Source organism: Microcystis sp. BLCC-F210 (assembly GCF_042134685.1).
Classification (GTDB): domain Bacteria; phylum Cyanobacteriota; class Cyanobacteriia; order Cyanobacteriales; family Microcystaceae; genus Microcystis; species Microcystis aeruginosa_D.
Map to the genome: position 1 here is coordinate 4,309,342 of NZ_CP169647.1, position 21,530 is coordinate 4,330,871.

Consider the following 21,530-nt stretch of genomic DNA (forward strand, 5'->3'; position numbering starts at 1 on the left):
GCTAGTTTGACTATCTCCTGCCATAAGTGTATATGACCAGTTTAGGCTTTATTGGTCACGCCGGTTAGTTCTAGTCGTTCAAACATGGCAAATCTTGCTCTCCAGGCCAGAGAATCATCAAGTTTTGTTAAAAAAATCGGTTTTTGATACTTTTGTTCTAAAGCTTTTTGGATTAACCAATCGGCTAAAAAGGGATTTTTGGGTAGTAAGGGACCGTGAGCATAGGTAGCGATCGCATTATGGTAAAATGCTCCTTCATAACCGTCCTCTCCGTTATTTCCGTAACCGGTAATCACCTTTCCTAGGGGAGAAACGGTCTGTAAATAGGTACGACCCCCGTGATTTTCAAAGCCAATTACTAGCGGTTTTTCCCCGGTCATAGCTTTAATTTCTTCCGCTAAGGGAGAGGCAGTAATTTCAAAAACCACGTTACCGATACAGCGTTTTGCATTGAGTCCAGGATGTTTACTTACTAGGTCTAATAATCCTAATCCTTCGATTCTTTGACCGAAAGCTGGTTCGTAATAATGGCCTAATAATTGTGGGGAACCACAGGTAAAAACCCCCGGTATTCCTGCGGATAATTGTTCTTTCATCGCCGCTGCTTTTCTACCCTGTAAATCGCGCATAACGATCTCCTGTTGTCGATCCTGCGCTCCACCCCCAACAATTATATCTACTTGATAAAATGTCTCGGCTTCTGTTTGAGCATCTAGGGGAATAATTGTTACAGGAATATCACGCCATTGACATCTTCTTTGGATAGTAATAACATTACCTCGATCGCCGTAGGTACTCATTAAGGTCGGATATAACCAGCCGATTTTTAGTTCTAGTTCTTGCATAATTTCTTAGGGGATTTAGGGAATTAGGGAATGGGGGAATGGGGGAATGGGGAAATGGGGAAATGGGGAAATGGGGAAATGGGGAAATGGGGGAATGGGGAAATGGGGAATTTCAACTAAAACCCTAAAACCCTAACACCCCAACACCCCAACACCCTAACACCCTAACACCCCAACACCTAACATCAATCTTCACTCTTTTCTAATTTCTACAAAATCTTTCTACCTGTGAGAATCTCTCGTACTTCTAACATAGCAGAATAGGTGGGTAAAATATGTAAAGTTTCCTCATTTTTGGTGTTATTAAGGGCAATTTGGAGCGCTTTTTTTAGATCGGATTCAACAATTAAATTAACGGGATAAGCGAGAGTATCCTGACTATATTGTAAGCGCAAAGCCATGTCATAAAGTCGATCGCCCGTTACCACCAAAGTTGTTCCCAAACGGGTTAATTTTTCCGTATCCACATCCCAAATCCAAGAAACATCCGTACCGTCGGGGATGCGATCATTGAGAACTAAGAGAGTAGTCGAAGACCTTTCTTTCTGTAAAATATCAGCCACTGCACGAATTGTTTCATTCATACCCACGGGATTTTTAGACAGTAAAATTCTAACTTTTTTACCCTCAATTTCTAATTCTTCCGCTCGACCAAAAGCCGCTTTAAAACCCTGAACTGTCTCAAAAATTTCTCGATCTTTAATCCCTAATTCTTGGGCTACTAAACCCGCCGCTAAAGTATTATATTTATTATAAACACCGATTAAAATCTGTGGCCAATCGTGACTATGAAAAGCAGGATTACTCTTTTTAAAGCCGCAACTAGGACAACTAAAATCCCCTAAATGGGAGAGATAAACTCCGCGATAATCCAAAGAAGCACCACATTTAGGACAGTAAATAGAATCGACAGCGTGGGGAATTTCTTCTAGATATAATTCTGGCTCACTTAAGCCAAAATATACAACTCTTTGGGGCAGTTGTTGACCCAAATGGGAAAGAGTCGGATCATCAGCATTGAGAATCACTAAAGTATCGGTGGGTAGGGGAGATATGGCTCCTTGCCAACGGCGACTAATCGTATCCACTTCCCCATAGCGATCGAGTTGATCGCGAAACAAATTAAGAGCTAAAATAGCGCGAGGACGACAATCTTTTAAAACCAAAGGGAGAATATTTTCATCCACTTCTAAAATGGCATAATCAGCCTTTAAAGTGCCGAATAAATTGGCATCGGCTAATAAAGCAGTGATTAAACCATTAATTAAATTCGCCCCGGTGGTATTATGGGTGACTTTTGCCCCTTGACGCTCTAGAATAGTTCTTAGCAGTAGGGAAGTGGTAGTTTTTCCATTTGTGCCGACCACCAAGATTACCCCCCGTCGGACTTGCCCACAAAGTAGCGGTAACAAACGGGGATGGAGACGACGGGCAATTTCCCCCGGCAAGACGCTGGCAGCCCCTAAACGGAGTCCTTTAACCACAGCAGTAACGGTTTTAGCCACCGCTACGGCTATCCCTAAACGGATGCGATCAAACAATTGCATGAAGTGATATTTTTATAGCTGTTTCGTGATTTTACCCCTAAAAGAAGACCGGTTGACAGGGTGAGTTCCCTAATTAGTCTCCCAGTGCGGGTAAATCTCAGTTTATTCTGGCTTTTTTTCTCCCCTAACAAGTTTTTTAATTGTAGTTCTGATCGGAAATTTTCTGCGTAATTCACTATAAGTAATTGTTGATTTTTCCTGAATCATAAATAGAAAAGCTTCTTGTGCAGAATTGTATTTTTGAGGATAGCGAGGACTGCTAGGGTGAATGGCGATTAAATTATAAAAATAAGAACCTTGGTTAAGAGAATGGAGGCGACGTAGATCGTTAGTTAGAAAAGGAGCAGGAGCGAAATAACGAAAGAAATGGTAGCCAATTTCTGCTAAAACTTCTTGCAATTGCTCGATTTTAAATCCATATTTTTCGTAATGGGGTAAACAAACCTCAATATATAGAATGGGGTGATACTGTTTTAAGGTCTTCCTGGCTCCCTGAAGAACTTTAATCTCCATTCCTTCCACATCTATTTTAATAAAATCACACTGTTTTAGATGCAAATTATTTTCTATCCACAAATCTAAGGTTGTGGAAGTAAATAGTTCTCCCTCCACCTCTGATAATTCAATAAAGCGGGTGGCTCCCATGTTTTTAGGAGCTTTTTTAATAGAAAAACTTTTTTGATTATCACTAATAACATCAGTTTGTACTTGTACTAACTGTGAAACATTATTCAATCGCAGATTTTCCAAGAGAATTTGATGAGTTTCTGGACAAGGCTCAAAGGCAAATACTCGACCTTCAGGGGATGATAAACGCGCTGCCAAAGTTGAAAAAGTGCCAATATTGGCACCAATATCAAAGCAAACATCCCCCGGATGAATCATTTTATCGTCGATCCCAGGATAAGCACTCGCCAAATCTCGCAGATTTTCCAATAAATTAGATGTCTTCGGGTCGAGACAATAAAATTTACCTTCAGGTGTATTAACCAGCTTTAAATTATTATTCATAAACTCAGCCTTGAAATATTTGAAAACATCATATTACGCTTCGAGAATTTTGTCAATATTTAAAGCCAATAGATTTCCAGAAAATGTAGCATCTGAGTTAAGTTTTAGCTACTTGATTACAGGGAAGTATTCTTACAGCAGTTATCTTAATAGTAGAATACGAAATTTTCTTTTTGGGGAGTCAGCAGACCAGAGCGCGGAGACGATGCCAAATATACGTTACACTTCACCTTGATGAGAAACGCTTAATCAAAGTGATTGCCACTGCCATCAAATACAAAAAGCCTTGATCTGACCCGGCGGTTCGTCTTTGAAAAAGACAGCCTATAATATAGGTAAGTTTGGGGCCGATTCTACCGCACACGACATTTTAGGGCTAGAGCTTATGGGTTTATTGACAAGATTGGGGATTTCACTGGGATTACTCGCCCTAGGTGGTACTGTGGGAGTGCTAGGAAATCAGTATTTAAGCAGAAAAGCACCCCTAGAGGTAAATAAACCGCCGGCAATCCTCCCCGCTTCCCTCTCTCTTCCTGTTATTCCCCAAACCGACGGTAATGTTAATTTTATCGCCCAGGCCGTGCAGAAAGTCGGGCCGGCAGTGGTGCGGATTGACTCGGCCCGGGAAGTGGCCGACCAAATTCCCGAAGAATTTAAACAGCCCTTTTTTCGGCGCTTTTTTGGTGATCAAGTGCCAATTCCCAAGGAGCATTTAGAACGGGGAACCGGTTCTGGGTTTATTATTAGTGCAGATGGACTACTTTTAACTAATGCCCATGTGGTGGAAGGGACAACCCAAGTAAAAGTGACTTTGAAAAACGGTCAAATCTATCAGGGTAAAGTCTTGGGGGTTGACAATATGACCGATGTGGCCTTGGTGAAAATTGAGGCGGAAAATTTACCGACGGTGACTTTTGGCAAGGCCGAAACTTTAATACCAGGGGAGTGGGCGATCGCAATTGGCAATCCCCTAGGCTTAGATAATACGGTGACGGTGGGTATTATTAGCGCCCTAGGACGCACTAGCAGCGAAGTGGGGGTTCCCGATAAACGGGTTCGTTTTATCCAAACCGATGCCGCTATTAACCCCGGCAATTCTGGCGGTCCTTTGCTAAACGCCAAGGGGGAAGTTATCGGCATTAATACGGCAATTCGGGCCGATGCTCAGGGTTTAGGGTTTGCTATTCCCATCGAAACCGCCCAAAAAGTGGCGGGACAGCTATCTAGTAAGGGTAAAGCGGAACATCCCTACATCGGTATCCAGATGGTAACGCTAACCCCAGAATTACGGCAGCAATTGAACGAAACTAAAGAATTAAACTTTAATATTGACCAAAATGAAGGGGTAATCGTCCTGCGAGTGGTGGAAAATTCCCCCGCTCAAAAAGCCGGAATGCAAGCGGGTGATATCATCGAAACTGTGGCAGGAAACCCCGTTAAAACCGCTTCGGATGTGCAGCAAGGTGTGGAAACCAGTGCGATCGGTGGTAATCTGGAAATCGAGATTAACCGCAGGGGTAAACAACAAACTCTCACCGTTCAACCGGGGGTTTTTCCCAGCAAAACTAGCGAGTGAACTACTTTCAACCGGTCAAGGGGCGGCTCCTTACCCTACACTGGGAGGAGAGAAAATAGCAGCGGAGCGATCGAAATTGAGGCAGCGGTTACAATTAAAACTATCAATTGGGCGCGGGGCTGCCCTTCTAATCGGTTTGCTGGGATTAACGGCCTGTCAACCTCCCGATCCGCCGAAAATTTCACCGACAGAATCGCCTAAAATCGAGGAAACTGGCCGCTTAATTCTCAATAATGCCACCTTAGAACAGGCTAACCCCTCCGGACAACCCCTCTGGAAAATTCAGGTCAAAAAAGCTACCTACACCCAAGACCAAAAAATCGCCCGTCTGGAAAATATCAAGGGTAATATCTATCAAGATGGGAAAGTAGTTTTACAGGTTAGTGCTGACCGCGGGGAAGTCTATAAGGAAGGCCAGGAAATTCTCCTCAAAGATAATATTGTGGCTGTGGATCCCCGCAATAAGGCCATTATTAACGCGCCGGAATTGCGTTGGCTACCCAAGGAAGGTATTTTAATCTCCCCCAAAGGGATCAAAGGTAGTCATCTACAACTAGAAGCCAAGGCCCGCCAAGGACGCTACGACACGCGCCAAGAAAAACTAGAATTACAAGGTCAAGTGGTGGCTACCGCTAAGGAATCTCGTGTCGTCCTGCAAACCGAGCGCCTGTACTGGGAAATTCCGCAACAGGTCATTAGTACCGATCAAAAAGTCGCTTTTGATCGCTATATTAGTAAAACTATTATCGATCGCCTGACTGCTATCGGCGGTCGTTGGGAAAGAAAAAATAATCAGGTTATCCTGCAAGAAAACCTCGAATATCGCTCTTTAGAACCACCTTTACAGATTTCTGGTTCTCAGGCAATTTGGAACTATCAAAATCGTACCCTAACTTCCGATCGCCCCACGGAAATTTTTCAATATCAAGATCAAATCACTATTACTGGTAATCGTGTGGTGGTGGAATTAGGCAATCGCATCGCTTATCTCAAGGATGGGGTTAAGGGGATTAATCAGAAAACTGGGGCGCAATTGTATAGTCAGATCTTAACTTGGAAAATGTCGGAAAAAATTGTCGAGGCCGAGGGGAATATTATCTATGAACAACAGGAACCAAAATTTAATCTCACCGGCGATAAAGCGATCGGCACTTTAGAAGATAATAACATTGTTGTTACCAGTAGCTCCCCCGATCGAGTTGTCACCGAGATTTATCCCCGTTAACAGGGAAAAATTAACCAAAAAAAACTCTCCCCAAAAAAGGGAGAGAGGGGGTAAATATTTAAAAGCTTACCATTTGAGCAGGTTAAACTGTTCCATATCGATCGTGTCGCGGTTACGATAGATAGTCAGGATAATCGCTAAACCCACGGCTGCTTCGGCTGCCGCTACGGTAATCACGAAAATAGTAAAAATTTGGCCTCGGATATTAGCGGGGTCAAGATAGTTGGAAAAACCCATTAAGTTAATGTTAACAGAATTGAGCATCAATTCGATCGACATTAAAACCCGGACGGCATTGCGACTGGTGACTAAACCATAAATTCCGATACAAAATAAAGCCGCCGCTAACAACAAATAATACTCTAACTGAATCTGCATAATACCTCTAACACCGTACAGTGCAAAGTTCATGAGGTAAAAAATTTATGATAACCGCCGCTTATTTAGATACCTGTATCTTTAATATATTTTTTAAACACAGGAGATAAATTAAATAAGATTTCTGATTCTTGAATTTTAGTTAACAAATATCTTTTTTGTAAAGATTGTAACCCTTTAATCAAGTCATCCCCTGATAAATCTAAACTTAATTTTAATTCATTTCTTGAACAATCTTTTTCTAGGTTAATTAAGGATTGAATAATTTGTTTTTCAATGGGCGATAATCTCTTAATTATTGTAGTCAAACTTTCCTTTATTTTTGCTGTAATAACAATATTTTCCTCTCGTAAAAACTCACCGACACAACCATGATAAACATCTTCAATTAAAAGAGCAATATCTTTTAAATAAAATAAATTTCTTTCGTATAACTGAACTACTTTTAACCAACTTTCTTCATCTTCTGAACCTAAATTATTGAGAATTGCCCGATTATTTAAACCTTGTAATTAAAGTAAATCTAATTTTTCATCTGAATAATACATTTCTGCACATCGCTCTTGACTAATTAAAATTAAACTACTTTGATGTTCAATTTTGTTAGTAATTATTGAAAAGAATTTCGGCTCTAACGAACCTGTCATGCAAAACTATTAACAAATCATGCTTGTAAAGCTTGTATAGTAAGGCTTTGAGTTTTTGTTAGATTGATATTTATCAACTTTAGAGCATTACTGGACAGAGAGGGAGCTTGGGAAATTTTCTACAGTGTAAGTTCGGAAGAACCCTTTGAATTTGGTATTGATCGCCTAAAATTTGCCCTAGCAGCATACAGTATATTTCTAGGATAATCCTACTTTTAGGCTAATCGAGAAATTTCTAAACTGCAAGCTAATAAAACCGAAGTTTGACCAAATCATCAAAACTTGGGCTTTTCTGGGTTCTGTGTGAGCAGTTTAACTTATATTATGATCGATCTTGGTGTCCTTTGTATCTTTGTGGTTCGTTCCACCCCCTCGCTAGGAGGAATGTATCTTAGAATACATGGCTCTTCGGTAACTGTTATGCAAATAATTAACTTAAAATAAAATTCGATGAGAGAGCCTACGCCCAAAAATAGCTGAAACCCATACAGGAAAAGGTTTAAGGCACAAACTGGTTAATACAAAAAGATAGACAATCGAGTTAAGATTTGATATAATAGCCAAAAACCAGAGTATTTTACTTATGATACTTGACAAATTTTTGAACCTAGAAGGAACCTCTATTCAAGGCTATCTACACCTAGAAAATATCGGTATAGTTTTCCAAATCGAATCGAAAAATCAAAAAGCAATCTGTCCTCGTTGTGGGTTAGAGAGCGATAAACTCCACCAAAATCATCGACATTTAGTCAAAGATTTACCAATCTCAGGACAACCAGTGTACCTACAAGTTAATCGTCGTCAATTTAAGTGCGGTAATTGTCAGAAACCCTTTAGCGAAGAGTTAGATTTTGTCGCCAAGAAACGAACCTATACGAAAAGACTAGCCGAGAATATACTCGAACAATTAAAAGAAGGAGATATTTTAAATGTTAGCCGAAGAAATGACGTAACGGAAGAAGAGATTCAAAGAATGATAGAGGACATAGCTGAAGAAATTACAGAGACAGACCTATCGAAATTAAAAAGACTAGGAATTGATGAAATCGCTCTAGTCAAAGGACAAAAAAATTACTGTGCGGTTTTAGTAAATTTAGATACGGGAAAACTAATAGCTATTCTAGAGAAGCGAACACAAGAGGAGTTGAGGGAAACGCTTACAGGGTGGGGAAAAGAGGTGTTAGAGCAAATTGAAGAAGTCAGCATAGACCTTTGGTTGCCCTATAAAAATTTGGTGAAAGAATTGATGCCATCGGCCGAGGTAGTCGCCGATAGATTCCATGTAATGAAACAAATTAATCAAGAGTTAGACGAACAGAGAAAAGCAGAAAAAAGAGCCGTAGAAGCGCAGAAAAATAAAAAACAGAAAGCGGAAAAAGAAGCGAAGCTAGAAGTTTTAAAGCGAAGTAAATATAGCTTGTTAAAAAATGAAAAAGATTTGACGGAAACCCAAAAAATCAAACTAGAAGCTATCAAAGAAAATTTCCCAAGTTTGAAAAAGATGCACGAGTTAAAGGAAGAATTGAGAAAGATTTATGAAACCTCAGAGAATCCGACAGAAGGACTGCTATCTATCTCAGAATGGTTGGCAAAATCCTCCAGTGTTTTTACCAAGAGTTGTCAAACAATCCGAAACTGGTTTGGAGAAATAATTAGTTATTTCGAGCAAAGGACAACGAATGGGGTGGTCGAGGGAATCAACAATAAACTTAAACTAATAAAACGGAGAGCCTATGGCTTTAGAAACTTTCGGAATTTTTGGGTTAGAAGTATGTTATCTTGGCATCTTGTCTGTTGATTTAGCATAAAGGGTAACGAAGAGCCGAATACATTTTACCCACCAAATCCAAGAGAGCCAAACTTGAGCATCTCCGATGATAGCTGCCGCGAAATTCGATTATATTGCCCGTTTTTCCCTAATCCTTGGACTAGGCCGAGGGATGTATTTTTTCAGGTTAAAAGAGAAAATAGGCATCAGAAAAGAAAATTGGCTCCTCTCCGTCTGAGGAAAATTAGTACAAATGTCAAGACCATCAACTCTGGCGCTATCATGTAGTCTCAAGGGGTAATTTAGATAGTCACACTGAATCCGGTTATTAAAAACTGATTATCTATTTCTCCTTTTGCATCTTGCCTGTCTTGATATGTAGCCTATACTCAAAGGATTTAGCATCAACAGCTTAGGGGACAAGGGAGCAGCCAGTTTAATTCCCCTCGATGTGGAGTTTCCTGATATAGTTTTAAAAGCAGTCGGTTCAAGACAACAAGACATGGTTACTAGGGGCGAACAAGGGGTAGAAGTGAGGAAAAACGAGAGCTTTTCTCTGGCTTCCTATCTGGAGGAGAAGCGGTTAATTGTCGAGTCAGCTTTAGATAGCTCTTTAGTTATCGGCAATCCCGCCAAAATCTACGAGGCGATGCGCTATTCTCTCCTCGCCGGCGGCAAACGTCTGCGACCGATTTTGTGTGTGGCTACCTGTGAATTGATGGGGGGTTCCCTAGAGATGGCTTTACCAACCGCCTGCGCCCTAGAAATGATTCATACTATGTCATTAATTCATGACGATTTACCCGCCATGGATAACGATGATTACCGACGCGGGAAATTAACCAATCATAAGGTTTTTGGCGAAGATATCGCTATTTTAGCCGGGGACGGTCTTCTAGCATATGCTTTCGAGTATGTGGCTACCCAGACTCGTAATGTACCTCCCCTACAGATTTTAGAGGTAATTGCCCGTTTAGGTCGCACTGTCGGGGCAGCGGGTTTGGTAGGAGGTCAGGTTTTAGACTTGGAATCTGAAGGAAAACTGGATATTTCGGCAGAAACTCTCGGTTTTATCCATACTCACAAAACGGGCGCTCTCTTGGAGACTTCTGTGGTGTCAGGAGCAGTTTTAGCGGGGGCAAAAGGGGAAGATATCGCTAAATTATCCCGTTATGCCGAAAATATTGGCTTGGCTTTTCAAATTATCGATGATGTTCTCGATATCACGGCGACAAAGGAGGACTTGGGTAAAACCGCCGGTAAGGATTTACAGGCACAAAAAGCCACCTATCCTAGTCTCTGGGGAATAGAAGGGTCTCGCCAGCAAGCTCAACAGTTAATAGATAGTGCCATCGGTGAATTGACTGGCTACGATGAAGCCGCTGAACCTTTACGGGCCATCGCTGAGTATATTGTTAATCGTAAAAATTAAATTAAACGAGTGAGATTATGCAGGACTTCCAGCAGGTGTTACACAATCAAATACTGCTAATCTCTCTTTTAGCTTGTTTCACTGCCCAGGGACTAAAAGCGCTGATTGAGTTAATCCGCGATGGTAAGGTGAGTCTGCGCTATCTAGTCTCGTCCGGGGGAATGCCTAGCGCTCACTCGGCACTGGTGGGGGCCTTGGCTACTGGGGTAGGATTACAGGTGGGTTGGTCTAGTCCCGAATTTGCGATCGCCGCGCTTTTTGCGGTTATTGTTATGTATGATGCGGCCGGAGTGCGTCAAGCAGCGGGAAAACAGGCCCGGATTCTCAATCAAATTATTGATGAAATGTTCCAAGGGGGCAAGGAATTTAACGAGGAACGTTTAAAGGAATTAATTGGTCATACTCCTTTTCAAGTGCTGGTCGGTTTAAGTTTAGGTATCGGTATCGCCATCGTGATGCTCCGTCATTAATTGAGGTGTTTTCTGGGGTTGAGATAAACTAGATTTAATAACTAAAATCCGGGGTAATCACTTATGTTACAATCCCTAAAAATTGAAGGCTTTCGCGGTTTTCAGAATTTTGAAATGGCCAACCTTGGTCGAATCAATCTCTTAGTAGGTAAAAATAATAGCGGTAAAACTTCTATTTTAGAAGCGATTCTTATTTATGTTTCTAAATTTGATATAGGAAAAGTACAAAAAATTTTTAATCATCGGGGCGAGTATTCTCATAGAGAAATAGATACGGCTAATCTTCTCGGTGCGAAAGTGCAATTTTATCAGATAAAAAATTTATTCTATAAATACTTACTAAAGGATAATCAAAAAATAGTTATTTATGAGCCAGATAAACCAGCCAATCGGGTGATTTTAAGTATTCAATCTACATCTAAAGAACTACTCTCTAAAGTCAATAAAAATAATTTACAATCCATAGGTAGTTTTTGCTTAGTGGTTGAATTTGAGCATCACCAAAAAGTCTATTCTTTATCACCTAAAGAAGAAATTTTACAGATAAATTTAACCGATAACAAACCGTCTCACGATTTTAAAAAACTAGAATTATTTTGGATTCCTCCTCAATCTATAGCAGTTAATACAAACAGATATTTTTTCAGTCAAAGTCTGCTTAACTCTACGGATAACCTAATTATCGAAGCTTTAAAAATCATTGAACCTAAAATAGAAAAAATTGCGACTACCGCAGAATTTCAACCTCCAGTATTTAGTAGTACGTTGGGAGGACGTGGGGGATTTATGGTTAAACTTAAAGGAGCAGAAGAACCAGTTCCGATTGGCAGTTTAGGAGATGGATTTTGGCGGATGTTTGGATTAATTTTAGCGATGGTTAATCTTGAAAATGGAATTTTATTAATTGATGAAATTGATAGCGGATTTCACTTTACTGTCATGACTGATATGTGGAAAGTCGTCTGGGAAATCGCCAAAAAACTCAATATTCAGGTATTCGCCACCACTCACAGCCGGGATTGTTGGCAAAGTTTAGCCGAATTAATTACCGAAGAAAAAATTACCGATAACGAGATTACTATTCAAAGGATAGATAAGGAAAAAAGCCAATCTGTAATCTTTGATCCAGAAGAAATTGTTATTGCCGCTACAAGTAATCTTGAGGTGCGGTAACAATGCCTAAAATAGAGACAAAAAAGTTATTAGTGGAAGGTGCAGAGGAATTGAGAGTTATTCCCCAATTAATGGAAGCAAATGGAGTTACTTGGAATAGAGGAGAAGAGCCACTAAATATCATAAATTGTGATGGTGTTGAAAATTTACTAAAACCTAAATACATCTCTGCACAACTAAAAACTCCTAACGGACTAACTCATTTAGGAATTGTCATAGATGCAGACGAAGAACCTGATAATCGTTGGAAAAGTTTATATAATGCCTGTTTACCAAATATACCTAACTTACCTCAAAATTTACCAGCAGCGGGATTAATTATAACTCTAGAATCGGGGTTAAAATTCGGTGTGTGGATGATGCCCGATAATCAATCGAGAGGGATGTTAGAGACTTTTTTAGCCTATTTAGTTCCCGATAATAATCTTTGGCAATATACACAAAACAAGGTGATAGAGGCAAAACAACAAGGGGCAACCTATAGGGATTATCATCTAGATAAGGCTAATATTCATACCTATTTAGCTTGGCAAGATCCGCCGGGGAAACAACTTCACGATGCAGTAAAACAAAAAATACTTAATCAATCCCATCCCCAATCAGCAAATTTTTTGATATGGTTACAGGAGTTATACGAGATTTGAGATATCTATGGCTTTGCCTTGGAAGCATCTCACTGACTCTCCCAGGTTTGGTGGGTAAAATGTATTCTAAGATAGATTCCTCCTAGCGAGGGGGTGGAACAAATCACAAAGACACAAAGGACACAAAGGACACAAAGGACACAAAGATCGATCAATCATATTGTAAGTTAAACTTATCACACAGAACCTAGAAGAGTCGGATTTCTCGGCTGGAGAGAGAGAGTCTATCTTTCTCTAAAAAAATGGAGAATCACGTTGGGGAACCCTTTGGTATTTTATCCATGACTACAATGCAAAGCAAAACAAAGGATTAAGCCGCCATCACTACTACCGAATCACCACTCTCTCGTGCTTCGTTGATTTTTGATTAGGATAAGCTAAGACGCATCTTAACCGCCTATCCTTAGATTAGCTGAATTTCCCCCAATCCCTTTACTATTGACTTTTGCCTCTTCTCAACAAGCAATTTAAATACGCGGGTAGCTTACCATCTTTTTAAAAGAGCCGCACCCTTATAAATTATGAATTGGGGAATGGGGAAGTGGGGAAGTTGGAGCATTTGGCTGAGATTTCCCTAAACCCCTAAACCCCTATCTCCTGCCTTCTGATGATGGTGTTCTAGAAAACTTGACAAGGGAACAGATTACAGGGAAACTCAGCTTGTAATCAGTGGGCTTTGCTGACGAGAAAACAAAAGCCAAAAATCTAGATAAAAAGCAGTTTTTTCGGTAAATCAGGGACTATCTGCTTTTTTGCCCCTTCTTTTCTACTTTTTACTTTATTACTTGATCTTATGCGTTGGCAAGCTCGGCAAAAATCTTCGTTTCCCTTGTTTCCCTTATACGGATTTTTGGTATTTATCGTCACTTGTCTGATTATTTGGGCAATTTCTGTCTATCCTCGCTCTAATGCTCTGGTGGGGGGTGATTATCTCCCCGCACCTTTTAGGGAGTTTCAACCGGAATGCGCGGATTATGTTCTAGAAAATAGTTCTTTTAAGGATATATCGAGAATTTTTGACTGTAAAACCTATAAAAACCTCTCCGACCGCGTGATTCTTCCCCTATCTCTCCAAAAAAATGATATTAGTCTCGATAATTGGCCAAATAACTCGGCAACAGCGATCGAATTAGCACCCTGGCCGGAAATTCATCCCCGCGCTCAAGAGACAAAAGTGCCGATTTTAATGTATCACGACATATTACCAAAAAAAGAGGTATTTTTTGACGTTACTCCCGCCGAATTAGAGGCACATTTTCAATTTTTGCAGGAAATCGGGGCAACTCCCATCAGTATCGATTGGTTAATTTCCCATCTGCGGACAGGAATCCCCCTTCCCGCTAAACCGGTTTTATTGACTTTTGATGATGGTTATGGGGGACATTATCAGTATGTCTATCCTTTATTGAGAAAATATAACTATCCTGCTGTTTTCTCGATTTATATCAATAAAATGGCTCAAAAAACTGGCAGAACCAGTGTTACTTGGCAACAACTCCAAGAAATGGCCGCCGATCCTCTAGTACAAATTGTCTCCCATAGCGTCAGTCATCCTCGGGATTTAAGATTATTATCCGATGCAGATTTGGAGCAAGAAGTCAAGCAATCGAAACAAATCTTAGAAAAAGAATTGGGCATTCCCATTAATTATTTCACCTATCCGGAAGGGAAGGCGGATGATCGAGTGAAGGAATTCGTCAAAAAAGCAGGTTATCGGGCGGCTTTATCGATGAATGACCTCGATGAGCATTTTGCTGGACAATCCCCCGATTTACTCACGATTGGACGCTTTGGGCAATCGCGCACGCGCGAAATTGTACCGCAAGCTTGGGGGGGTGATCCCTTACCCCGTAGGGATGACGGTTTTAACTTTGCCACCACCGTCCAAAAACGGGAAGTGGAATTTTCAACTAATACACTTGTATTGATTAGTGGCGGAATTCCCAAAACCATCCACGCTGATAGTCGTTATCAAGTGGAGGAAATTATCGCTGGCACAGAAGCGATCGCAGCTGTAGATGGCGGTTTTTTCTCTCTCAAGGAATTGGACTCAAATCAGATGATTGGGCCAGTTTTAAGCGAAAATGGCGGCTTTATACCGGGATATGAGGGAGAAATCGACAAGTTAGAGGGTCGTCCTTTAGTAATCATTACCGATCAATGGGTGCGTTATCTTCCCTTTGATCCTGCCCGTCATAATACCCTAGAAGGAATTGCAGCGGAGGCTAGAAATGATCTCAAGGTTACGGATGCTTTTGTCGCAGCCGCTTGGTTAGTCAAAGATGGACAACCACAATCGCGAGAATCCTTTGGTACACTTTACGGTTTTGATGCCCTGCGTCACCGAGCTTTTTGGGGAATTAATCAGGCAGGACAGCCAGTAATAGGGGTTTCCAGAGACCCTATCGATTCGATGTCCTTGGGAGAATTATTAGTACAGGCTGGTTTTCGGGAAGCAGTGATGTTAGACTCAGGGGCAAGTACCTCCCTCGCTTATCAAGGTCAATCGCAAGTGCATTATACTCCCCGTCCCGTTCCCCACGTTGTCGCTTTATTTCCCCCCACAGAAACCTATATTGTTCCCATTAGTCATGTGGGAATTCCCTGCGTAATTTTCGCCGATTCCTGTGCTGCGGGGAGTTAGGTTAGCACTAATACCAAATTTCAAAAACTATGAGATACTTAATAGAAAAGATGATTAAGTGGATAAATATTTAGCGGTATTAATGGGACGAGGGGAAAGAACAATTCATCGCTGGTTAAGTTTTTACAGAAAAGGAGGAATCGAGGGATTGTTATCTGAAGGAAACCCACCAGGAAGACCGAAAAAGATTTCGGTAGAAGAAGTCGGTCTTTTACAAAACGAATTAAAAGACCCAGTGAGTTTTACTAGCTATAAAGAGATTTATTTTTGGCTCTCGGTCGTTCGAGAAATTTCCGTCAGCTATACAACAGTTTATCGTTTCGTTAAACAGGAATTAGGAAGCTCAATTAAAAGTACCTAGACCACGAAATTCGAGACAATTGTCTGGCGAAGTAGATGAGTTTAAAGTGAACTTATCTAAACGACTAAAAGCTTTACTAGAAAGGGAAAGCGAGAAAGTCAAGCGTTACGAGAAAGTAAGTTTTTGGTGCGAGGATGAAAGTAGATTTGGTTGTCACACTATTGCTCGGAATAAAATAACTCTTTTCGGAGTTAAGCCGATTGGTAATTTTCAAGATAACTTCCAATGCTTTTGGCTGTACGGGGCTGTAGAGCCTCGACAGAGCAGAAGCTTCTTCTATGAATTCTCCCATTTAGATGGGGATTGTTTCGGGGACTATCTATTACAACTATCGCAAGCTTTTGCCAATGAATTAAATATTTTACAAGTAGATAACGCTCCTGCACATATGGCGGGATACTTAGAAATTCCCGACAATATGATCTTGTTTTATCAACCTTCTTGTTGTCCTGAAGTTAACCCAGTAACAGAGAGTTTGGCTGTACCTGAAAAATTTTCTGGCATGGGAAACTTTTGAATCTCTTGATGCTTTAAGAGATAAACTTGATACTCTTTTAAATCGTTTATCCAATGACACTATCGGGTATTTAACGGAATGGTCTTGGATTTTAGAAGCTCTATGTCTGTCAGGAATTTAGAAATTTGGTGTTATACTAAATCCGTTGAGCATAGGTAACATATCAGGATAGGCAAAAGGCAAGATGCAAGAGGCAAAAGGGGGAATAAATAATCAGTTTTTAATAACTGGATTTAGTATAATCAGTTTTTAATAACCAGATTTAGTATTATTGCCTAATTGTCCAGTTAAATCATCTATGAATTGGAGCGATCGATGATCTGTTTTCTGACGGGGGAAGGGACGAAAGACTTGCTCGCGGCGGCAATTCCCGTCTATGGTTCCTTGTGAGTGTTTTTTGTCTTCAGGCTGATAAACTGATAAGGACGCTCACTCTTGCTAACAATTGGGGTTAATTTATGCTTATTCCGGTTCTTATCAGTCTTACTATCTTGCTTTTATCCTATCTGCTTGGTTCGATTCCCACGGGTTATTTAATCGGTAAATACAGCAAAGGTATCGATATTCGTGACTATGGTTCTGGTTCCACTGGGGCTACCAATGTGTTGAGAACTCTGGGAAAAACTGCTGGGGCGATAGTGTTATTAATTGATATGTTAAAAGGAATGGCGGCGGTGGCTTTGGTACGAGTGCTATATTTTATTGATGTCAATCCTCTACCAGACAGTTGGTATTATTGGTTAATTATTGGGGCAGGATTGGGGTCAGTCATCGGTCATAGTAAATCGATTTTCTTGAATTTTAGTGGGGGTAAATCCGTTGCCACCAGTTTGGGGGTTTTATTAGTGATGAATCCCCTAGTCGCTTGCGGAACTTTGGCGAGTTTTTTAGTTATGCTTGCACTTTTCCGAATTGTTTCTTTAGGTTCGATTATCGGGGCGCTAGTTGTGAATATTTTAATGGTTGTTTTGGGTCAACCTCTCCCCTATATTTTATTTAGTTTGATGGCGGGGACTTATGTGATTCTTCGTCATCAGGGCAACATTAAAAGATTGTTGGCAGGGAAGGAACCGAAAATAGGTCAGAAGGTACAGCAATCATCGGAAGTAAGTTAAGTAATACCAATTCTCCAAAGTCTGACTACAGAAGTTTAATCCCCCTAAATCCCCCTTAAAAAGGGTGACTTAAATTCGATGTGTAGTTTTCATTTAGAGAAATGGTATAACTTTCTCCAGTCAGAATAACCACTGTGAAAGGAAAGGGATTTTTCCCCAGGTGATAATAGAGACTTCAGCCTTGGAACAAGGGAAATTCCACATTTAAAACCCCATCTCACAATGACAGATTATAGGGTTCTTCCGAATCTGTCGTGTGAAACTATCAGCAACTTACCTTTGTAAAGCTTGTACACTAAAGCTTTGAGTTTTCGTTAGATTGATATTTATCAACTTTAGAGCATTGCTTGACAGAGAGGGAGCTTGGGGAATTTTCTACAGTGTAAGTTCGGAAGAACCATATTTCTTAGTACAAAAAGACCATTTTGAGGTTAACGAATTGATTAGGGTGTGAGGGAGCCAATTGGTGATCGCACTCTCGGCAATGTTATGCTTACCTTATTCGCTAAAAAGCATACAGAATAAAGGTGACAGCAATTTTAAAACCCTTCCCTTAAAAAATTAAGCGAACAATGAGTTAACTCTTGGATAATACATTTGTTTTAAATTCTTGGCTTTTCTTCGGGATTTCTGAAAAACAAAAAAGGGGACTTAGCCCCTTTGTCTGGATTAGTTAGGTTTGCTGAATACATCCAAAAACCTTGTTACGTAAGACTTTTCGACCTTTTGAAAATAAAAAAGCAGCGGATATTGGGAGTGATCAAGGGGAAAATTCAGGTACTTTTTCTCTGAAAATTAGGTAGGGTTCGCTGAAAAAGTTTGTTGGTGGGGTTAGGAGTCAGTAGCTAGTCGTTTCAGGCTTTGTGGCCCTCCTTTTTTGTACCAATTTATGTACTATAAAAAGAATAATGCAAGGTTTTTGAATGTCCCAATCCTATATTCTTGCACTAACATCGGATTTTAACAGGTCAAAAGCCTTATTTTAAAAGGGTTTTACCATTATCCAGCAAACCCTAGGTAATTGACCCCAGCGGTTCGGCGGTTCGGCTGATCTCACGGCCGAAGCCTACGCACTGCCTCCACGAGAAACTTTTTCAGTAAACCCTAGTTAGTTATTTTTTCGGCGATAACATCATCATCATGTTACGACCTTCTTTTTTTGGTGCTTGCTGTACCTCAGCTACATCCTCTAAATCTTTAGCCATGCGCGCCAGCAATTCTTCCGCTAGGTTAGAATGTTGAATTTCTCGGCCTCGGAAGGTAATCGTCGCTTTTACCTTATCTCCCGCTTTTAAAAAACGTTGCGCTTGGTTGACTCGCACGTTATAGTCATGCTCATCAATTTTATAGCGCATTTTAACTTCTTTTATATCGGCAGTATGCTGTTTTTTCTTGGCTTCACGGGCTTTTTTCTCCTGTTCAAACTTGTACTTGCCATAGTCCATAATCCGGCAAACAGGAGGACTTGCCGTTTCACTGACGAGGACGAGATCAAGTTCCTTCTCTTCGGCCACGCGCAAAGCTTCGGCAGGAGTAATAATGCCCAGCTGAGAGCCATCGCTATCGATAACGCGGATTTCAGGAAAGCGGATTCTTTCGTTAATTTGGGGGAGATCGCGAGTAGTGCGTCTTTTATCTATCACAGGCGTTCTAGGTTATCTCTATTCTGGTTAATTAATCGGGTGCAGTTTACAAAATGATTTACTTGCTATTCTACCCACTCGATCGAGTTTCTTGGCCAATTGTTAAGTTTTCTTGCAATGTTAATTTTTAGCCCTCAGCCCTTAGCTAGATAAGCCATTGTACATCGGCTTTGTCAGACAAGGATACCATACTCTCAGGAATTGATCAGTGAAGGTGCGTTCCCCCTCCTCGAAAGGAGATCTAGGTACTTCCTCTGTTACTTGAAAAACCCTTACCCAGTAATGCTTCTACGTCTCGTTGTTCTCAATAAGGCTGTCCTTATTGCGGTGACTAATTACAAAGCCCAGATTATCTCTCCCAAATGCTTGACATAAACCCCGCGATAATGTTATGGTAGTGGACTGGCTTAAGCCAAAGACAGCAGGTGCAAAACAGCTTAAATACCCTGCCGAGGTCAAAGCGAGAAAACAGCGGACAAAAAGACTAAAGAAAGAGATATTTTCTCTCTTCGTCTTGCCTGAACTGAATTCTCTCCACTCAACCCCGGCGCTACAAGGGGTTATTTTTGTGCCTGTGGAACCGGTCCCCCGCATACAGGAGGTAAACAAGGGATGGGGAGAAGCAGAGAAAGCAAGGGAGTAATTCTAGAAGAATTAAAAACCTCCCTTAGCGAAGCTCAATTAACGATGGTCATCGACTATCAAGGTTTAACCGTCGCCGAAATCAGCAATCTACGCCGCAAATTGCGCCCCACGGGAACGATTTGTAAAGTCACCAAAAATACTTTGATGGGCTTGGCGATCGCTGAAGATAGTGGCTGGGAACCGATGAAAAGCCTTTTATCGGGAACGTCCGCCTTTCTGCTCGTAAAAGAGGATATCGGTGGAGCTTTCAAGGCCTATCAAGAGTTCAAAAAAGAAAGCAAAAAAACTGAATTGCGCGGCGGTGTCCTCAAAGAAGGAACCAAAGGCCAACTCTTAACGGAAGAGCAGATCAAAGCGATCGCTGATTTACCGTCGAAAGAACAGTTAATCGCTCAGGCCGCTGGAGCAATCAACGCCATTGCCGCCAAACTCGCCCGCAGCATCAACGAAGTTCCCGCATCTTTGGCCCGTGCCGTCGATGCCGTGGCCCGTCAAGAAGAAAAAGAAGCGGCTTAACACCGCACCAATCAATCACTTACAAACAATTAGGAGTCTAACCCATGTCTGCTGTAGCTGAAATCTTAGAAAAACTCAAAACCCTGACCCTCTTAGAAGCTGCGGAATTAGTCAAAGGTATCGAAGAAACCTTCGGAGTTAGTGCCGCCGCTCCCACTGGTGGCATCATTATGGCTGCCCCCGGGGCTGCTCCTGCGGCCGCTGCTGAAGCGGTGGAAGAACAAACCGAATTTAACGTCGTTCTCGAAGAAGTTCCCGCCGACAAGAAAATTGCTATCCTTAAGGTAGTGCGCGAATTGACCGGTTTAGGACTCAAAGAAGCGAAAGACCTAGTAGAAGCCGCTCCCAAAGCGGTTAAAGAAGGCACTAACAAAGATGATGCCGCCGCCGTCAAGAAAAAACTGGAAGATGCCGGGGCAAAAGTTAGCGTTAAATAGATGGCCACTGATTCTGGGGATATAATCTATATCCCCAGACAAGCCGAAAAGCTCATTTCCTGATACTATAGGATTGTTATAGCAGTCTTGTAGGATGTCCAACCATGGAAAGCGTCGCTTACATTTTGGTTTTAACTATGGCTTTGTCGGTAATTTTCTTCGCCATCGCCTTCCGGGAACCTCCCCGGATTCAAAAGTAAATTTCTTAACTCCGTTTAGGTTAATAATTTTCTTCCCCGGGCCGCCCGCTTGTCAAAAGCAGGTTAGCGGCTCTGGTTTTCGTGTTTAAAGGCTTAAATTAAAGGTTCCCCTCACCAAGCGCCTCCTATGCAGTGTCCTAATTGTCAGCATACCGATAGTCGCGTTTTGGAGTCCCGTTCCTCCGAAAACGGTCAGAGCATTCGTCGTCGTCGTGAATGTTTACAGTGTAAATATCGCTTCACTACCTACGAGCGCATCGAATTCGTGCCGATCACGGTGATTAAAAAAGATGGTAAACGGGAATCTTTTGATCGCTGCAAACTGCTCCGGGGTATCGTCCGCGCTTGCGAAAAAACCGGCATTCCTCACTCAAGATTAGAGGCGATCGTCAATGATATCGAATCCCGTCTGCAGCAAGACTCAAAACGGGAGGTAACAAGTCAGGAGATCGGTCAATTAGTCCTAGAATATCTCCGGCAAGAATCGGAAGTGGCCTATGTGCGCTTTGCTTCGGTTTACGGTAATTTTCAGGGAATTAGAGACTTTATCGCCGCTTTAGCCCTGCTGCAATCCTCTGAAATCGAACGCACTCATCCTTCTTGGTCTCCAGTGGAAGAGGCCAGCGTGATCACCTCGTCTTAAATAGTTCCCGATTCAGTTATAATGAGGATCCCTTGTGCTATTTCAAGCCCAAGCTCTGGTTAGATTATTAAAAGTCATTCTTGAGGCAGATTG

20 protein-coding genes, 2 pseudogenes and 1 other annotated feature are annotated in these 21,530 nt (G+C 41.4%); of the genes and pseudogenes, 16 read left to right on the forward strand and 6 right to left on the reverse strand.

What is annotated here, in order from left to right; genetic code table 11:
* Nucleotides 1-41: 41 nt before the first annotated feature.
* The 3 genes from ACE3JL_RS20955 to ACE3JL_RS20965 all read right to left on the reverse strand — a co-directional run bounded on the left by ACE3JL_RS20955 (nucleotide 42) and on the right by ACE3JL_RS20965 (nucleotide 3,403).
* Nucleotides 42-845 carry a type 1 glutamine amidotransferase gene (locus ACE3JL_RS20955; RefSeq protein WP_375328292.1) on the reverse strand — a complete coding sequence of 268 codons (804 nt, stop codon included), beginning with the start codon at nucleotides 843-845 and terminating at the stop codon, nucleotides 42-44.
* 209 nt (nucleotides 846-1,054) lie between these two features.
* Entirely contained in the window at nucleotides 1,055-2,392 is a 1,338-nt protein-coding gene (locus tag ACE3JL_RS20960) for a Mur ligase family protein (RefSeq protein WP_271988280.1), read from the reverse strand.
* A gap of 102 nt (nucleotides 2,393-2,494) precedes the next feature.
* Complete coding sequence (locus ACE3JL_RS20965) at nucleotides 2,495-3,403, reverse strand: FkbM family methyltransferase (RefSeq protein WP_375328293.1); 909 nt, start codon at nucleotides 3,401-3,403, stop codon at nucleotides 2,495-2,497.
* Between the two features lie 385 nt (nucleotides 3,404-3,788).
* Between ACE3JL_RS20965 and ACE3JL_RS20970 the strand changes: the two genes are divergently transcribed.
* Both ACE3JL_RS20970 and lptC read left to right on the forward strand, forming a co-directional pair.
* Nucleotides 3,789-4,979: an HhoA/HhoB/HtrA family serine endopeptidase gene (locus tag ACE3JL_RS20970; RefSeq protein ID WP_271988282.1), complete on the forward strand. Its 1,191-nt coding sequence runs from the start codon at nucleotides 3,789-3,791 to the stop codon at nucleotides 4,977-4,979.
* Nucleotides 4,980-5,055: 76 nt separating this feature from the next.
* Nucleotides 5,056-6,204, forward strand: coding sequence for an LPS export ABC transporter periplasmic protein LptC (gene lptC / locus ACE3JL_RS20975; RefSeq protein ID WP_375329639.1), 1,149 nt, complete (start codon nucleotides 5,056-5,058; stop codon nucleotides 6,202-6,204).
* Between the two features lie 66 nt (nucleotides 6,205-6,270).
* Here the strand turns inward: lptC and nuoK are convergent, their stop codons facing one another.
* Both nuoK and ACE3JL_RS20985 read right to left on the reverse strand, forming a co-directional pair.
* A complete protein-coding gene (gene nuoK / locus ACE3JL_RS20980; protein ID WP_197533180.1) occupies nucleotides 6,271-6,576 on the reverse strand; it encodes an NADH-quinone oxidoreductase subunit NuoK in 306 nt (101 codons plus the stop codon).
* A gap of 71 nt (nucleotides 6,577-6,647) precedes the next feature.
* Nucleotides 6,648-6,890 (reverse strand): hypothetical protein, encoded by a 243-nt coding sequence (locus tag ACE3JL_RS20985; RefSeq protein ID WP_375328294.1) that lies wholly within the window; start codon nucleotides 6,888-6,890, stop codon nucleotides 6,648-6,650.
* Between the two features lie 922 nt (nucleotides 6,891-7,812).
* Here ACE3JL_RS20985 and ACE3JL_RS20990 point away from each other — a divergent pair.
* From ACE3JL_RS20990 to plsY, 9 genes and pseudogenes are all read left to right on the forward strand, one after another.
* On the forward strand, nucleotides 7,813-9,027 hold the full coding sequence (locus ACE3JL_RS20990) for an ISL3 family transposase (RefSeq protein WP_375328295.1): 1,215 nt from the start codon (nucleotides 7,813-7,815) through the stop codon (nucleotides 9,025-9,027).
* 472 nt (nucleotides 9,028-9,499) lie between these two features.
* Nucleotides 9,500-10,429 carry a geranylgeranyl diphosphate synthase CrtE gene (gene crtE, locus ACE3JL_RS20995; RefSeq protein ID WP_271988367.1) on the forward strand — a complete coding sequence of 310 codons (930 nt, stop codon included), beginning with the start codon at nucleotides 9,500-9,502 and terminating at the stop codon, nucleotides 10,427-10,429.
* A 17-nt stretch (nucleotides 10,430-10,446) separates the two neighbouring features.
* Nucleotides 10,447-10,899, forward strand: coding sequence for a divergent PAP2 family protein (locus ACE3JL_RS21000; protein WP_271988366.1), 453 nt, complete (start codon nucleotides 10,447-10,449; stop codon nucleotides 10,897-10,899).
* Between the two features lie 63 nt (nucleotides 10,900-10,962).
* Nucleotides 10,963-12,072 carry an ATP/GTP-binding protein gene (locus ACE3JL_RS21005; RefSeq protein ID WP_375328296.1) on the forward strand — a complete coding sequence of 370 codons (1,110 nt, stop codon included), beginning with the start codon at nucleotides 10,963-10,965 and terminating at the stop codon, nucleotides 12,070-12,072.
* Between the two features lie 2 nt (nucleotides 12,073-12,074).
* Entirely contained in the window at nucleotides 12,075-12,716 is a 642-nt protein-coding gene (locus ACE3JL_RS21010) for a DUF3226 domain-containing protein (RefSeq protein ID WP_375328297.1), read from the forward strand.
* Between the two features lie 191 nt (nucleotides 12,717-12,907).
* Nucleotides 12,908-13,011 (forward strand): annotated as a pseudogene (locus tag ACE3JL_RS21015) (IS1 family transposase); the annotation flags it as partial.
* Nucleotides 13,012-13,509: 498 nt separating this feature from the next.
* Nucleotides 13,510-15,360, forward strand: a complete 1,851-nt coding sequence (locus tag ACE3JL_RS21020) for a polysaccharide deacetylase family protein (RefSeq protein ID WP_375328298.1) — start codon at nucleotides 13,510-13,512, stop codon at nucleotides 15,358-15,360.
* Between the two features lie 64 nt (nucleotides 15,361-15,424).
* A pseudogene (locus ACE3JL_RS21025) lies at nucleotides 15,425-16,359 on the forward strand (IS630 family transposase); the annotation flags it as partial.
* 337 nt (nucleotides 16,360-16,696) lie between these two features.
* A complete protein-coding gene (gene plsY, locus ACE3JL_RS21030) occupies nucleotides 16,697-17,353 on the forward strand; it encodes a glycerol-3-phosphate 1-O-acyltransferase PlsY (protein ID WP_150977466.1) in 657 nt (218 codons plus the stop codon).
* A gap of 1,112 nt (nucleotides 17,354-18,465) precedes the next feature.
* Here plsY and infC read toward each other — a convergent pair.
* A complete protein-coding gene (gene infC, locus ACE3JL_RS21035) occupies nucleotides 18,466-18,996 on the reverse strand; it encodes a translation initiation factor IF-3 (protein ID WP_002736104.1) in 531 nt (176 codons plus the stop codon).
* Nucleotides 18,997-19,387: 391 nt separating this feature from the next.
* Here infC and ACE3JL_RS21040 point away from each other — a divergent pair, with 391 nt between their 5' ends.
* From ACE3JL_RS21040 to nrdR, 5 genes are all read left to right on the forward strand, one after another.
* Nucleotides 19,388-19,639, forward strand: a complete 252-nt coding sequence (locus ACE3JL_RS21040) for a hypothetical protein (protein ID WP_271988437.1) — start codon at nucleotides 19,388-19,390, stop codon at nucleotides 19,637-19,639.
* Nucleotides 19,391-19,572, forward strand: a sequence feature (ribosomal protein L10 leader region). Its footprint overlaps the gene before it by 182 nt.
* The gene (rplJ, locus tag ACE3JL_RS21045; protein WP_375328299.1) at nucleotides 19,609-20,157 is read left to right on the forward strand and encodes a 50S ribosomal protein L10; all 549 of its coding nucleotides are present in this window, start codon (nucleotides 19,609-19,611) and stop codon (nucleotides 20,155-20,157) included. The genes ACE3JL_RS21040 and rplJ overlap by 31 nt, the downstream gene beginning before the upstream one ends.
* A 44-nt stretch (nucleotides 20,158-20,201) precedes the next feature.
* Nucleotides 20,202-20,594: a 50S ribosomal protein L7/L12 gene (gene rplL, locus ACE3JL_RS21050; RefSeq protein WP_002781111.1), complete on the forward strand. Its 393-nt coding sequence runs from the start codon at nucleotides 20,202-20,204 to the stop codon at nucleotides 20,592-20,594.
* 104 nt (nucleotides 20,595-20,698) lie between these two features.
* A complete protein-coding gene (locus ACE3JL_RS21055; RefSeq protein ID WP_012267019.1) occupies nucleotides 20,699-20,794 on the forward strand; it encodes a photosystem II reaction center protein T in 96 nt (31 codons plus the stop codon).
* A 127-nt stretch (nucleotides 20,795-20,921) separates the two neighbouring features.
* Complete coding sequence (gene nrdR, locus ACE3JL_RS21060) at nucleotides 20,922-21,437, forward strand: transcriptional regulator NrdR (RefSeq protein WP_271988436.1); 516 nt, start codon at nucleotides 20,922-20,924, stop codon at nucleotides 21,435-21,437.
* The last annotated feature ends 93 nt before the right edge of the window (nucleotides 21,438-21,530 follow it).

Coding starts and splice junctions, on each gene's coding strand:
- ACE3JL_RS20955 (WP_375328292.1), bottom strand. CDS start 845: ATGCAAGAACTAGAACTAAAAATCGGCTGGTTATATCCGACCTTAATG.
- ACE3JL_RS20960 (WP_271988280.1), bottom strand. CDS start 2,392: ATGCAATTGTTTGATCGCATCCGTTTAGGGATAGCCGTAGCGGTGGCT.
- ACE3JL_RS20965 (WP_375328293.1), bottom strand. CDS start 3,403: ATGAATAATAATTTAAAGCTGGTTAATACACCTGAAGGTAAATTTTAT.
- ACE3JL_RS20970 (WP_271988282.1), top strand. CDS start 3,789: ATGGGTTTATTGACAAGATTGGGGATTTCACTGGGATTACTCGCCCTA.
- ACE3JL_RS20990 (WP_375328295.1), top strand. CDS start 7,813: ATGATACTTGACAAATTTTTGAACCTAGAAGGAACCTCTATTCAAGGC.
- crtE (WP_271988367.1), top strand. CDS start 9,500: ATGGTTACTAGGGGCGAACAAGGGGTAGAAGTGAGGAAAAACGAGAGC.
- ACE3JL_RS21000 (WP_271988366.1), top strand. CDS start 10,447: ATGCAGGACTTCCAGCAGGTGTTACACAATCAAATACTGCTAATCTCT.
- ACE3JL_RS21005 (WP_375328296.1), top strand. CDS start 10,963: ATGTTACAATCCCTAAAAATTGAAGGCTTTCGCGGTTTTCAGAATTTT.
- ACE3JL_RS21010 (WP_375328297.1), top strand. CDS start 12,075: ATGCCTAAAATAGAGACAAAAAAGTTATTAGTGGAAGGTGCAGAGGAA.
- ACE3JL_RS21020 (WP_375328298.1), top strand. CDS start 13,510: ATGCGTTGGCAAGCTCGGCAAAAATCTTCGTTTCCCTTGTTTCCCTTA.
- plsY (WP_150977466.1), top strand. CDS start 16,697: ATGCTTATTCCGGTTCTTATCAGTCTTACTATCTTGCTTTTATCCTAT.
- ACE3JL_RS21040 (WP_271988437.1), top strand. CDS start 19,388: ATGGTAGTGGACTGGCTTAAGCCAAAGACAGCAGGTGCAAAACAGCTT.
- rplJ (WP_375328299.1), top strand. CDS start 19,609: ATGGGGAGAAGCAGAGAAAGCAAGGGAGTAATTCTAGAAGAATTAAAA.
- rplL (WP_002781111.1), top strand. CDS start 20,202: ATGTCTGCTGTAGCTGAAATCTTAGAAAAACTCAAAACCCTGACCCTC.
- ACE3JL_RS21055 (WP_012267019.1), top strand. CDS start 20,699: ATGGAAAGCGTCGCTTACATTTTGGTTTTAACTATGGCTTTGTCGGTA.
- nrdR (WP_271988436.1), top strand. CDS start 20,922: ATGCAGTGTCCTAATTGTCAGCATACCGATAGTCGCGTTTTGGAGTCC.